This is a genomic window from Pseudomonas sp. AFG_SD02_1510_Pfu_092 (assembly GCF_003331055.1).
GTDB lineage: Bacteria > Pseudomonadota > Gammaproteobacteria > Pseudomonadales > Pseudomonadaceae > Aquipseudomonas.
In genome coordinates, this window is the sequence record NZ_PUQD01000007.1 from 89,898 (window position 1) to 102,689 (window position 12,792).

Below are 12,792 nucleotides of genomic sequence, written 5' to 3' on the forward strand. Positions count from 1 at the left end.
CCGCGAACTAGAGGCTGATCCGGCCCAGCAGGATGTCGCGGAACATCACGAAATCCCCGGCCAGGCTGTACAGCGGGTGGCTGAAGGTCGCCGGCCGGTTCTTCTCGAAAAAGAAATGCCCGACCCAGGCAAAGCCGTAACCGAACAGCGGCACCGCCAGCAGCAGCAACCATTTGCCACTGCCAATGGTGTAGGCCAGCAGGGCAATCACCAGGCTGGTGCCGACAAAGTGCAGGCGGCGGCAGGTGGGGTTGCTGTGCTCCCCCAGGTAGTAAGGATAGAACTCGGCAAAACTGCGAAACGGCGCTGTGCGGTTCATGGCAGTGCTCCGGGATTAATACTTCTGGACAAGCTGCACGGCGTGGAGCCTGATTCGAGTCTAGAGTGACTGGCGAAGCCTACCAGTGACAATAGGCGCCAATCGAATATCCTTGGGGTGCACCGCAGGAGCGGGCGGCAGAAGAATCCTGTCATGAGCGAAAGAACCACGTCAGCCAGCTGGGCATCAGGGATCGTCAAGGCGCTGGAACTGGAAGGGCTGGACTGCCGGGCCATGTTCCGGCAGCTGGGGCTGGACTTCGCCGCCCTCGACGACCCCGATGCGCGCTTCCCTCAGGACGCCATGACCCGGCTGTGGCAGCTGGCGGTGGAGCTGTCGGGCAACGAGGCCATCGGCCTGAACATGGCGCGGGTGGTGCGCCCGGCGTCGTTCCATGTGGTCGGCTATGCGCTGATGTCCAGCCGCACCCTGGCCGAAGGCTTCGAGCGCCTGGTGCGTTACCAGCGCATCATCGCCGAAAGCTCCGACCTCAGCTTCGTCCTCGGCGCCGAAGGTTATTCGCTGATCCTGACCGTGCACGGCGACCATTTGCCACCCACCCGGCACAGTGCCGAAGCGTCGCTGGCCTGTGCGCTGGCGCTGTGCAAATGGCTCAGCGGCCGGCCGGTGCAGCCGCGCCGGGTGCTGGTGCAGGGGCCGCAGCCAAAGAACATCGAACCGTACAGGGTCGCTTTCCATTCACCGTTGGTGTTCGGTGCACCGCACGATGCGCTGGTGTTCGAGCGCGCCGACATGGAGGCGCCGCTGCCCACCGCCAACGAAGCCATGGCAGTGCTGCACGACCGTTTTGCCGGGGAGTACCTGGCGCGCTTCTCGGAAAGCCGGGTCAGCCACCGCGTGCGCCAGGTGCTGTGCCGCGTGCTGCCGCAGGGCGAGCCCAAGCGCGAAGCCGTGGCCCAGGCCCTGCACCTGTCGCAGCGCACCCTGCAGCGGCGGCTGCAGGAAGAAGGCACCAGCTTCCAGACCTTGCTCGACGACACCCGCCGCGAACTGGCCGAGCAATACTTGGCGCAGCCCGCCATGACCCTGCTGGAAACCGCCTACCTGCTGGGCTTTGCCGACCCCAGCAACTTCTACCGGGCATTCCGCCGCTGGTTCGCTGCCACCCCAGGCGAATACCGTGCCCGCCTGGGCACGGACGGCGACGTGCTCAGTGACGCCAGAACGCCGGCATGCACAACACCAGCACGGTGATGATCTCCAGGCGCCCGAGCAGCATGCCGCTGGCGAGAATCCACTTGGCCGCATCCGGCAGGCTGGCGTAGTTGCCCGACGGGCCGATCACTTCACCCAGGCCCGGGCCGACGCCCGAGACCGTGCCGGCGGCCCCGGTCAGGGCGGTCATCCAGTCCACGCCGAGCAGCGACAGCAGCAGCGCCATTACGCAGATGGTGATGGCGAAGAAGAACGAGAAGGTCAGAATCGAGCGCACGATCTCTTCGTCGAGGCGGTGGCCGTTGTACTTCTGCTTGATCACAGCGCGTGGGTGGATCAGCTGGTTGAGGCTGGCCTTGAGCAGGATGTAGGCGACCTGGAAGCGGAAGATCTTGATGCCGCCGGCCGTCGAGCCGGAGCAGCCACCGACGAAGCCCAGGTAGAAGAACAGCATCAGCGAGAAGTTGCCCCACAGGCTGTAGTCGCCGAGGGCGAAGCCGGTGGTGGTGACCACCGAGGTCACGTTCAGCGCCACGTGGCGCAGGGCGTCGAGCCAGTGCAGGTTGGTGGTGGCCCAGTACCAGGTGCCCAGCACCAGCCAGGTGGCCACCAGCATCCCCAGCAGGCCCTGCACCTGCTGGTCGCGCAGCAGTGCCTTGCGGTTGCCGCGCAGGGTTGCCACATAAAGGGTGAAGGGCAGGCTGCCAAGGATCATCACCACCACCGCGACCCAGTGCACGGCGGGGATGTCCCATTTCGCCAGCGACTGGTCGGAGGTGGAGAAACCGCCCGTGGAAATCGCCGACATGGCGTGGTTGATCGCATCGAACGGGCTCATGCCGGCCCACCAGAAGCCCAGCGCACCGAGGATCGAGAAGCCGACGTACACGCCCACGATCGACTTGGCGACCATGTGCGAGCGCGGCATGACTTTTTCCGAGCGGTCGGACGATTCGGTCTGGAACAGGCGCATGCCACCGATGCGCAGCAGCGGCAGGATCGCGACCGCCATGCCGATGAAGCCGATACCGCCGAGCCAGTGCAGCATCGAGCGCCACATCAGGATGCCCGGCGACATGTTGTCGAGCCCGCTGAGCACGGTGGCGCCGGTGGCGGTGATGCCCGACATGCTTTCGAAGAAGGCGTCGGTGTAGCTGATGTGCTGGGTCAGCAGGAACGGCAGGGCGGCGAACACGCACACCACCAGCCAGCTGCTGACGGTCAGCAGGTACATGTCGCGCGGGCGCAGGTGCACATGCTCGGGGCGACCCGGCAGCACCAGCGCCAGGCCGGCGAGGAAGGTGATCAGGCTCGACCAGAGGAACGACGGCATGTCACGGGTGCGCTCGAAGACCACCAGGGTGGCCATGGGCACTGCCATGCTGACGGCGAGGGTAATCAGGAAGATGCCGATGATGAAACCAATGATCCTTAAGGTCGGCAACGCCATGTGATCTGCTCTGACTCGAAACGGAAGGGCGCCATTCTACCTATGGGTCTGCTGATGTAAACGCTAGAATGGCGGCACATTCACCTACCAGGAGGGTAGCCGATGGAGGCTCTCGACGCATTGCTCAACCGTGTTTCCGTGCCACGCCTTACCGATCCGGCGCCCAATGCCGCCCAGCGCGAAGCGCTGTTCCAGGCCGCCTTGCGCGCCCCCGACCATGGCCAACTGCGGCCGTGGCGGTTCCTTACCATCGAAGGCCAGGGCCGCGAGAAGCTGGGCGAGCTGTTCGCCGAAGCGCTGCAGCACAAGGGAGATGCCAGCCAGGCTGCACTGGACAAGGCCCGCGCCCTGCCCATGCGGGCGCCTTTGCTGATCGTGGTGGTGGCCCGCTTGCAGGAGCACTTCAAGGTGCCCAAGTCCGAGCAGCGCCTGGCGGCCGGCTGTGCCGCGCACGGCATCCTGATTGCGGCGCACGCGCAAGGTATCGGCGCGGTATGGCGCACCGGTGACATGGCCTTCGATGCCCATGTGCGCACGGGCTTGGGCTTGGCCGAGAACGAGGAGGTGGTCGGTTACCTGTATGTCGGCACGCCGTTGACCGAGCCGCGTACCGCGCCTGTTCTGCAGACTGCTGATTTTGTCAGTGCCTGGGGCGAATAGCGCCGTTTCGGGCTGACTGCTGGAGTAGGGCACCCGGCTCCTTCGCGGGCTTGCCCGCTCCCACAGGTACTACACAGGCCTTGAAGGCAGTGTTTTACCTGTGGGAGCGGGCAAGCCCGCGAAGGGCCGGGAGCATTTACATCAAATCAACTGCCTGTCGCTTCAGCCACAGGCAATTCCAGCCTCGCCACAAAGCCACCCTGCGGGTGATTGCCCAGCTCCAGGCTGCCGCCATGGCGCTCCGCCGCCTTGCGCGCAATCGCCAGCCCCAACCCATGCCCCGGCGCATCCTGCCCCGGGGCACGGAAGAACGGCTCGCCCAACTGCGCCAGGTGTTCCGCCGCCGCCCCCGGCCCATGGTCACGCACGCTGATCAGGATACGGTCGTGCTCGCGCACCGCGCTGAGTTCGACTGGCTGGCCCACCGGGTTGAAGCGCAGGGCGTTGCGCAGCAGGTTATCCACGGCACGCTCGAGCAGCGTTGGCCAGCCCAGCAGGGTCAAGCCCGGCTGCGCCTCCAGGCGTACGTCCTGTTCCGGGGCGCTGAGCAGGGCGTCCTTGCGCACGCTGCCGAGCAGCGCATTGAGGTCGACCGGCTCGGCATGGGCCTGTTCGGCATCGACCCGCGCCAGGGCGAGGATTTCGCTGATCAGCGCTTCCAGGCGGTCGCATTCGCGGGTCAGGCGTGGCCACAGGGCCTCGCGCTGCTCAGGCTCGGCGCGCTCGGCCAAGGCCAGGGCGATGCGCAACCTGGCCAGTGGTGAACGCAGCTCATGGGACACATCGCGCAGCAACTGGCGCTGGCTGCCGATGGTGCTTTGCAGGCGCGCGCCCATCTTGTTGAAGTCCTTGGCCAGCACGCCGAATTCGTCGCGCCGCGCCGCCAGCCGGGCCAGGCTGTTCTGCTGGTAGGTGGTCTGGCCGAGGTCGTGCACGGCGCTGCGCAGGCGGCCGAGCGGGCGGGTGATGGACAGGGTCACCAGCAGGCTGAACAGGGTCAGCACCACCAGGGCGATGCCCAGTGCGCTGAGCGGCCACAACAGGCTTTCACGGTGCCAGGCATCCAGCGCCGGGTGCGGGATACGGTAGATCAGCAGGTAGGTCTCGCCGGTGTCGGGGCTGGTGTATTCCTCGGTCAGGCGGCGCCACGGCAGGCGCCGCTGGTCGTTGTGCTGGCGCGCCTCGAGTGCCGCCGCACGGCGCGGGAAGGTGCCGGGCACCACGGCCTCGCCACTGTCGTCGAGCACCTGTACGTCGATCTTGTAGCGGCTTTTGCGCCGTTCCAGAAAGTGCTGCGCCGAGGCCAGGCCTTCGTGTTCGTAGTGCTTGGCCCACTTGCTGGCCAGGGTGTTCAGGCCCGGGTGGCGGCTGAGGATCCAGGTGTCCTGGTTGAGCATGTGGCCGAGCAGGATCGACAGGCCCGCAACCAGGGTGATGGCCAGCCAGAAACTGGCCAGGATGCGCCAGAACAGTGAACGCAAGTGCACCTCCTGCAAACGGTAAAAGCCCGGCTCGCGCTGAGGCGGGCCGGGCGTCGGGCGGACAGCTTACTGGGCCTTGCCGGCTTTTTCAGCTTTCCAGGCCTGGAACTCTTGCCACTCGGCTTTTCGTGCGGCGCGTTCCTTCTGCAGTTCGTCGAACTTCTTCTGCTGCTCGGGCTGGAGCAGGGCACGAATGGCGCTGTCGGTCTTGTCGCGGTTGGCCTGCAGCTCGGCCTGCATGGCTTTCTGCTCGGCCTCTGGCAGCTTGGCCAGGTAGCGCTCGGTGACGTCGCGGCGCTGTTTCATCTGCTCGCCCATCAGCTTGCCGACCTGCTGGCGCTGGTCACGGCTCAGGTCCAGTTGGTGGAAAGGCGCATCACCGCGATGATGCGGGCCGTCGTGACGCGGGCCGCCTTCAGGCATGGCCATGGCCACGGTCGGCAGGGCGGCGGCGAACATCAGGGCGATAAGGGTCTTGCGCATGGTGTCTCTCCTTTCAGGGGCCGGTGGTTACCGGATGAGCACAGTCTAGGGAGATCACCGTCAGGCGCAGTCAGCACAAGGTAAAGGCTCGGTAAAGACCAGTCAGTGCCGTGTGAACCCGAAGCCAACGCAGTGCTTGTGGGAAGCCTGGCTTGCCGGCGATGGGCCGCGCAGCGGCCCCAGCCTTGTTACAGGCAGTAGTAATAGCCACGGCTGCGCAGGGCGACGATGCGCGGCCGGCCATCGGCGTGCGGGCCGATCTTCTTGCGCAGGTTGCTGACATGCATGTCCAGGCTGCGGTCGTACAGGGTCAGCTTGCGGCCCAGGCCGATCTGCGCCAGTTCCTGCTTGTCCAGTGGCTCGCCGGGTTGGCGCAGCAGGGCTTCGAGTATGCGGCTTTCGGACAGCGTAAGGGTCATTTCGCGGCCATCGACACTGGCCACGCCACGCGCAGGGCTGTACACCAGGTCGCCCAGTTCGACCTGGTTGCTGGTGGCGGTGGGGTGGCTGCGGCGCAGCACGGCACGCAGGCGGGCGGTGAGTTCACGCGGGTCGCAGGGTTTGGCCAGGTAATCGTCGGCGCCCAGTTCCAGGCCGAGGATGCGGTCCAGTGGCTCGCCACGGGCCGAGAGCATCAGCACGGGCAGTTCGGTGTGCTCGCTGCGCAACTGCTTGAGCAGTTCCAGGCCACTGCCGTCGGGCAGCATCACATCCAGCACCACAGCCGCCGGGGCGTGCGTGGCCAAGGCCTGGCGTGCGCTGTGGCCATCATGGCAGGCACGCACGGTAAAACCTTCCTGGGTCAGCCAGCTGCCGAGCAGCTCGCACAGCTCCTGGTCATCATCAATCAGTAACAGCTCGCTCATGACTCACTCAATTCAACCATTGACGGCGGCTATTCGGCCCGCCAGTGGCAAAGATACCGCAGACTGATGGCAAGCGTATAACTGCCAGTACCGCGTCGCCTTCTTCGCGGGCTTGCCCGCTCCCACAGGGACACCACAGATCTTGAGGTTGGTGGATTACCTGTGGGAGCGGGCAAGCCCGCGAAGCAGGCGAAGCGGTCTCAGCTCAGGGCAGTACCTGCTTGAATGGCTTGACCACGACCTGGTCGTAAACCCCGGCCGCAATATACGGGTCGGCATCGGCCCAGGCCTGCGCCGCCGCCAGCGATTCGAACTCGGCAACGATCAGGCTGCCGCTGAAACCCGCTTCGCCCGGGTCGTTGCTGTCGATGGCCGGGTGCGGGCCGGCCAGTACCACGCGGCCCTCGGCCTTCAGCTGCTGCAGGCGTTCGATGTGCGCCGGGCGGGCGGCCAGGCGCTTTTCCAGGGAGTTCGCGACGTCGCTGGCGATGATGGCGTAGAGCATGTCAATCCTTGGTTTTGGAGGTGGAAGGGTCGTCGTGCAGGTGGCGCGACAGGTACACGCCCTGCGCCACCAGGAAAATCACGGTCATGCCCAGGCTGCCGAACACCTTGAAGTCGACCCAGAAGTCCTGGAAGGTGAAGGCGACGAACAGGTTGGCCGCGCCGCAGAACAGGAAGAAGGCGATCCAGGCCAGGTTCAGGCGGGCCCAGATGGCATCCGGCAGGCTCAGCGCGTGGCCCATGATGCGCTTGATCAGCACCCGGTCGCCGACGAAGTGGCTGCCGGCAAAGCCCAGGGCGAACAGCCAGTTCACCACCGGCGCCTTCCACTTGAGGAAGGTTTCGCTGTGGAAGGTCAGGGTCAAGCCGCCGAACACCAGGCACGCCACCAAGGTCAGCCACTGGCCCTTTTCCAGCTTGCGCTGGCGCAGGAACAGCGCGCCGTACACCACCAGCGAGCTGATGATCAGCATGGCCGTGGCACTGTAGATACCGCCGAATTCGAAGCTGTGGCCGGCGACTTCCATGGGGCGCGGGTCGAGCTTGTAGACGATGAAGAACAGCAGCAGCGGGATGAAATCGATGAATTGTTTCACAATGGCAGCCAGAATCGGGATGTGACGGCATAATAACAAACATCGATTCCAGCGAAAGCGCTCCTCCATGAATGTTGATCTGCACTGTCACAGCACGGCCTCCGACGGCGCCCTGTCGCCCACGGTACTGGTCGCCCGGGCCCATGAGCACGGGGTGCAAACGCTGGCACTGACCGACCATGACACCCTCGAAGGCCTGCCCGAGGCGCGCCAGGCCTGCCGCGACAAGGGCATGCACTGGGTCAGCGGGGTGGAGCTGTCGTGCACCTGGGGCGGCGCGACCATCCACGTGCTGGGTTATGACTTCCCGCTTGACGCGCCGCCCCTGCTGGCCGCAATCGAGGCGTTGCACCGTGGCCGCTGGCTGCGTGCCGAAGAAATCGACAAACGGCTGGCGGCCAAGGGCATGCCCGGTACCCTCGAAGGCGCCCGCGCCGTGCAGCACGAGCTGGGTGACAGCGGCAACGCCCCGGCGCGCCCACATTTTGCCGAGTTTCTGGTGCGTGCCGGGCATGTCAAGGACCGCGGCGAGGCGTTTCGCAAGTGGCTGGGCGCCGGCAAGCTGGGCGACGTCAAGCAGCACTGGCCGAGCCTGGATGAAACCGTCGCCACTTTGCGCCAGTCCAACGCTTGGGTGAGCCTGGCGCATCCCATGCACTACGATCTGACCCGCAGCAAGCGCAGAAGGCTGATAGCCGACTATATTCAGGCAGGCGGGCAGGCACTTGAAGTGGTCAACGGGATGATGCCGGCCGAGCAGGTGGGCACGATGTCCATCCTTACCCGTGAGTTTGGTCTGCTGGCAAGCGCTGGCAGCGACTTCCACGGCCCCGGCACCTGGGGCGAGATCGGTGCCTACCGGCCATTGCCCGAGGACCTGCCACCTCTGTGGCGTCGATTCAGCCATGAACAGCCTTTGGCGCTATGAACAGGACGACTACGTGAGCCAATTTTTCCAGATTCATCCGGAGAACCCGCAGGCGCGCCTGATAAAACAGGCCGTCGAGATCATCCGCAAGGGTGGCGTGGTGGTGTATCCGACCGACTCGGCTTATGCGCTTGGCTGCCAGATCGGTGACAAGGGCGCGATCGAACGTGTGCGCACCTTGCGCAAGCTGGACAAGCAGCACAACTTCACCCTGTTGTGCTGCGACCTGTCGCAGATGGGCCTGTTCGCCAAGATCGATACCTCTACCTTCCGCCTGCTCAAGGCGCACATCCCGGGGCCCTACACCTTCATTCTCAACGCCACCCGCGAAGTCCCGCGGCTGCTGATGCACGAAAAGCGCCGCACCATCGGCTTGCGTGTGCCCTCCAACCCGATCGTGCTGGCCCTGCTGGAAGAACTCGGCGAACCGTTGATGAGCGTGAGCCTGATCCTGCCGCCCGAAGAAGAGCCGATGACCGACCCCTACGAGATCCGCCAGCGCCTGGAGCACCATGTCGACCTGATCATCGACGGTGGTTACGGTGACCTCAAGGCCTCGACCATCATCGACCTGACGGGCGACGAGCCGGCGCTGATCCGCGAAGGCTGCGGCGACCCGACGCCATTCCTGGTCGACGCGTGAGCCAGGTGGATGCGCCCGAGGCGCCGGCCGCACAGGCCGAGGAGCCTCGGCAGTTGCAACTGGCGCTGGTCTACGGCGAAGCCCTGACCGAACTGCCGCTGGATTTGTACATCCCGCCGGACGCCCTGGAAGTCATCCTCGAAGCGTTCGAGGGGCCGCTGGACTTGTTGCTGTACCTGATCCGCAAGCAGAACATCGACATTCTCGACATCCCGGTAGCCGAAATCACCCGGCAGTACATGGGTTATGTCGAGCTGATGAAGAGCGTGCGCCTGGAGCTGGCTGCCGAATACCTGGTGATGGCCGCCATGCTCGCCGAGATCAAGTCGCGCATGCTGCTGCCGCGTTCGACCGAGGTCGAGGAAGAGGAGGGCGACCCGCGCGCCGAGCTGATCCGCCGCTTGCAGGAGTACGAACGTTTCAAGGCCGCCGCCGAGGGCATCGACGAGCTGCCACGGGTCGGCCGCGAGGTGCTGGTGCCGCGCCTGGAAGCGCCGCAGGCCAAGGTGCGCAAGCTGTTGCCGCAGGTCAGCCTGGAAGAGCTGCTGGTGTCGATGGCCGAGGTGATGCGCCGCAACGACCTGTTCGAAAGCCACCAGATCAGCCGCGAGACCCTGTCTACCCGCGAGCGCATGAGCCAGGTGCTGGAGCGCCTCAAGGGCGGCGCGTTCGTCCCCTTCGTCGAGCTGTTTGCCGCCGAGGAGGGCAAGCTGGGCGTGGTGGTTACGTTCATGGCGATTCTTGAGCTGGTGAAGGAATCGCTGGTCGAACTGGTGCAGAATGAACCCTTCGCCGCCATCCATGTGCGGCTTCGCCCGGCGCGTGTTGAAGAACCTGATGAACCTGAATGAACCCCGCGACCTGGCGTCGCTGATCGAAGCCTTCCTGCTGGCTTCGGGCAAGCCGCAATCCCTGGAGCGCCTGTACGAACTGTTCGAGCAAGCCGAGCGCCCGGAGCCCAAGGTGTTCAAGCGCGCCCTGGAGCTGCTGGGCGAGTCGTGCAAGGGCCGCGCCTTCGAACTCAAGGAGGTGGCCAGCGGCTACCGCCTGCAGATTCGCGAGAGCTTTGCGCCGTGGGTCGGGCGCTTGTGGGAGGAGCGCCCGCAGCGCTACTCGCGCGCGCTGCTGGAAACCCTGGCGCTGATCGCCTACCGCCAGCCAATCACCCGCGGCGAGATCGAGGATGTGCGGGGCGTGGCGGTGAACAGCAACATCATCAAGACCCTGATGGAGCGCGAATGGATCCGCGTGGTCGGCTACCGCGAAGTGCCCGGCCGGCCGGCGATGTTCGCCACCACCAAGGCGTTTCTCGACCATTTCAACCTCAAGAGCCTGGACGAACTGCCGGCCCTGGCCGAGCTGCGCGAGATGGAACCGGAGCCGCTGCTCGACCCGGATGACGCCCCGGTACCGGCGCACCTGCAGGCCTTGGCCGATGCCAGCCTGGGGGAAGAAGAGGAGGTTGCCGAGCCGAAGGAGGAAACCAGCTTCCGCAGCCTGCTGGTGGAGCTGGATGCCATGGAGGAGGGGTTGAAAACCGATTTCGATGACTTGCGCGAGGAAGAGCCCGAGGCCTCTGTGGAGGAAGAGGGCAAGTCACTGCCCTGATGGCTTTGTTGCCTGTGCTGGCCCTTTCGCGGGTAAACCCGCTCCCACAGGGATATCACAGGCCTGAGAGTGATGCTGTACCTGTGGGAGCGGGTTTACCCGCGGAGAGGCCAGCACTGCCAATACATCACCATTAGGCAGAAACCCCTGGCAAAGCCCACAAAACTCTCTACCCTCCAGTGCGTTCCCCCAACGAACCGCGTATGATGCGCGGCCTTTTGGCGCATTCGTCGCCAGAAACCCTTTTTCATTCCTACACCGGGAGGTGCCCAGATGAGTGAGCAAGACCTGCAAAATACCGAAATCACCCCTCCATCCGGCGAAAAGCTGCAGAAAGTGCTGGCGCGCATTGGCGTCGGCTCGCGCCGTGATGTCGAGGCCTGGATCAGCCAGGGCCGCATCAAGGTCAACGGCGTCGAGGCCACCCTTGGCCAGCGCGTCGACCTGCACGATGCCATTGCCGTGGACGGCAAGCTGATCAAGCGCGAAGAGGCCGCCGAGGCCACCCGCCGGGTGATCATGTACAACAAGCCCGATGGCGAAATCTGCACCCGTGACGACCCGGAAGGCCGCCCGACCGTGTTCGACCGCCTGCCACGGCCGAAAGAAGGCCGCTGGATCAACATCGGCCGCCTCGACATCAATACCACCGGCCTGCTGCTGTTCACCACCGACGGTGAACTGGCCAACCGCCTGATGCACCCGTCCTACGAGATGGACCGCGAGTACGCGGTACGTGTGCGTGGTGAAGTCGACGACGAAATGATCGAGCGCCTGAAAGCCGGCGTGATGCTGGAAGATGGCCCGGCCAAGTTCACCGACATCCAGAAGGCACCCGGTGGCGAAGGCTTCAACCACTGGTACCACTGCGTGGTGATGGAAGGCCGTAACCGTGAAGTGCGTCGCCTGTGGGAGTCCCAGGGCATGGTGGTCAGCCGCCTGAAGCGCGTGCGTTTCGGCCCGGTGTTCCTCAACTCCGACCTGCCGATGGGCCGCTGGCGCGAAATGAGCCAGGGCGAAATCGACATCCTCGCCGCTGAAGTGGGCCTGCAGCCGGTCGCGTTGCCAGCCATGAAGCTCAAGGCCAAGGACAAAATGGAGCGCCTGCAGCGCAAATCCAGCCGCCCGCTGGGCCGTGGCGAGCGCGTGCGCAACCTGCGCCCGGCGCAGGACGGTGGCGCTGGCGACGAGCGCCCGGCGCGCAAGCCGCGTGAAGAAGCCCCGCGCAAGACCAGCCGTGGCAGCACCGTGGCCGAGCGCCCGAGCGAGATGCGCAAGCGCCCGAACAAGCCTGACGGTGAAAAGCCGGCAGGACGCGGTCGTGGCAAGCCGCGTGGCTGATTGGCCTTTGCGTTGAAAAAGAAACCAGCCTTCGGGCTGGTTTTTTACGCCTGTGAGAATTTGGGGCTGCTTTGCAGCCCATCGCCGGCAAGCCAGCTTCCACAGGATTGCCGTAAATCCGGCCATTGTGCTGACCCTGTGGGAGCTGGCTTGCCGGCGATGGGCCGCAAAGCGGCCCCAAGATATTGAGCTAAAAGAATTTTTCGGACGACTGGCAAGTTCCCGAACCACTCTGTAAAAAAATCTATACGAATCTGGCCGATTTCAGTCCGCATTTCAGATCAGGGCCAATTCTGTAAACAAACCTTGCCGACCTCCATGCGCCCAGCCCGTCGCCCAGCCCCCGCCCGCCCTTGCCCAAACCCCCGTGCCACGGTGTTATAGCTGCAATTGCCGTGTGCAAAAGCCTGTCCACAGAGCCAGGCTGACAAAACAACAAATGGAGGCGCCATGTACGCCGATCACTCCGCCTTTCAAGGCCCACACCACAGGATCGCTGCGTTTTTTCCCGGGGAAACGATGCAGTGCGTTGACGCCTGCGCGTTTGCAGGGGTATACAGTGCGCCGCGTTTTACCTGTGACTCCTTTGCGTACCGCGCACTCTTGATCACACCCGGTTGAGCCGCCCCGGCGGCACCTGAGGTCAGGAAACCCAAGGTAACCACCTTGCCCATTCCGCTGCGCCACAAGCGCCGTGGGTCCGATTCCGTCACAGATAAAAACAATGCAGGTGACTT

14 protein-coding genes are annotated in these 12,792 nt (G+C 64.8%); 7 read left to right on the forward strand and 7 right to left on the reverse strand.

What is annotated here, in order from left to right; genetic code table 11:
- Positions 1 to 7 precede the first annotated feature (7 nt).
- Positions 8 to 319, reverse strand: coding sequence for a DUF962 domain-containing protein (locus C6A77_RS05315; protein WP_114168344.1), 312 nt, complete (start codon positions 317 to 319; stop codon positions 8 to 10).
- Positions 320 to 472: 153 nt separating this feature from the next.
- Between C6A77_RS05315 and C6A77_RS05320 the strand changes: the two genes are divergently transcribed.
- Positions 473 to 1,534, forward strand: coding sequence for an AraC family transcriptional regulator (locus C6A77_RS05320; RefSeq protein WP_114168345.1), 1,062 nt, complete (start codon positions 473 to 475; stop codon positions 1,532 to 1,534).
- Here C6A77_RS05320 and C6A77_RS05325 read toward each other — a convergent pair.
- Complete coding sequence (locus tag C6A77_RS05325; protein WP_114168346.1) at positions 1,491 to 2,945, reverse strand: TrkH family potassium uptake protein; 1,455 nt, start codon at positions 2,943 to 2,945, stop codon at positions 1,491 to 1,493. The two genes, C6A77_RS05320 and C6A77_RS05325, sit on opposite strands and share 44 nt — an antisense overlap.
- Positions 2,946 to 3,047: 102 nt before the next feature.
- On the opposite strand from C6A77_RS05325, the gene C6A77_RS05330 reads away from it, so the two are divergent.
- The gene (locus C6A77_RS05330; RefSeq protein WP_114168347.1) at positions 3,048 to 3,605 is read left to right on the forward strand and encodes an NAD(P)H nitroreductase; all 558 of its coding nucleotides are present in this window, start codon (positions 3,048 to 3,050) and stop codon (positions 3,603 to 3,605) included.
- A 146-nt stretch (positions 3,606 to 3,751) separates the two neighbouring features.
- Here C6A77_RS05330 and C6A77_RS05335 read toward each other — a convergent pair whose 3' ends face one another.
- The 5 genes from C6A77_RS05335 to C6A77_RS05355 form a co-directional block, all read right to left on the reverse strand.
- The gene (locus C6A77_RS05335) at positions 3,752 to 5,092 is read right to left on the reverse strand and encodes a HAMP domain-containing sensor histidine kinase (protein ID WP_114168348.1); all 1,341 of its coding nucleotides are present in this window, start codon (positions 5,090 to 5,092) and stop codon (positions 3,752 to 3,754) included.
- Between the two features lie 60 nt (positions 5,093 to 5,152).
- A complete protein-coding gene (locus C6A77_RS05340; RefSeq protein WP_114168349.1) occupies positions 5,153 to 5,569 on the reverse strand; it encodes a Spy/CpxP family protein refolding chaperone in 417 nt (138 codons plus the stop codon).
- A gap of 188 nt (positions 5,570 to 5,757) precedes the next feature.
- Positions 5,758 to 6,435, reverse strand: coding sequence for a response regulator transcription factor (locus C6A77_RS05345; protein ID WP_114168350.1), 678 nt, complete (start codon positions 6,433 to 6,435; stop codon positions 5,758 to 5,760).
- A gap of 205 nt (positions 6,436 to 6,640) precedes the next feature.
- Positions 6,641 to 6,940 (reverse strand): YciI family protein, encoded by a 300-nt coding sequence (locus tag C6A77_RS05350; protein ID WP_114168351.1) that lies wholly within the window; start codon positions 6,938 to 6,940, stop codon positions 6,641 to 6,643.
- 1 nt (position 6,941) lies between these two features.
- Positions 6,942 to 7,535 carry a septation protein A gene (locus C6A77_RS05355; RefSeq protein ID WP_114168352.1) on the reverse strand — a complete coding sequence of 198 codons (594 nt, stop codon included), beginning with the start codon at positions 7,533 to 7,535 and terminating at the stop codon, positions 6,942 to 6,944.
- A 67-nt stretch (positions 7,536 to 7,602) separates the two neighbouring features.
- Between C6A77_RS05355 and C6A77_RS05360 the strand changes: the two genes are divergently transcribed.
- From C6A77_RS05360 to rluB, 5 genes are all read left to right on the forward strand, one after another.
- Complete coding sequence (locus tag C6A77_RS05360) at positions 7,603 to 8,463, forward strand: PHP domain-containing protein (protein ID WP_114168353.1); 861 nt, start codon at positions 7,603 to 7,605, stop codon at positions 8,461 to 8,463.
- A gap of 13 nt (positions 8,464 to 8,476) precedes the next feature.
- On the forward strand, positions 8,477 to 9,106 hold the full coding sequence (locus tag C6A77_RS05365; protein WP_114168377.1) for an L-threonylcarbamoyladenylate synthase: 630 nt from the start codon (positions 8,477 to 8,479) through the stop codon (positions 9,104 to 9,106).
- A 125-nt stretch (positions 9,107 to 9,231) separates the two neighbouring features.
- A complete protein-coding gene (locus C6A77_RS05370) occupies positions 9,232 to 9,957 on the forward strand; it encodes a ScpA family protein (RefSeq protein WP_161959648.1) in 726 nt (241 codons plus the stop codon).
- Positions 9,944 to 10,714: an SMC-Scp complex subunit ScpB gene (scpB, locus tag C6A77_RS05375; protein WP_114168378.1), complete on the forward strand. Its 771-nt coding sequence runs from the start codon at positions 9,944 to 9,946 to the stop codon at positions 10,712 to 10,714. The genes C6A77_RS05370 and scpB overlap by 14 nt, the downstream gene beginning before the upstream one ends.
- A 273-nt stretch (positions 10,715 to 10,987) precedes the next feature.
- The gene (rluB, locus tag C6A77_RS05380) at positions 10,988 to 12,055 is read left to right on the forward strand and encodes a 23S rRNA pseudouridine(2605) synthase RluB (RefSeq protein ID WP_114168355.1); all 1,068 of its coding nucleotides are present in this window, start codon (positions 10,988 to 10,990) and stop codon (positions 12,053 to 12,055) included.
- Positions 12,056 to 12,792: the final 737 nt, after the last annotated feature.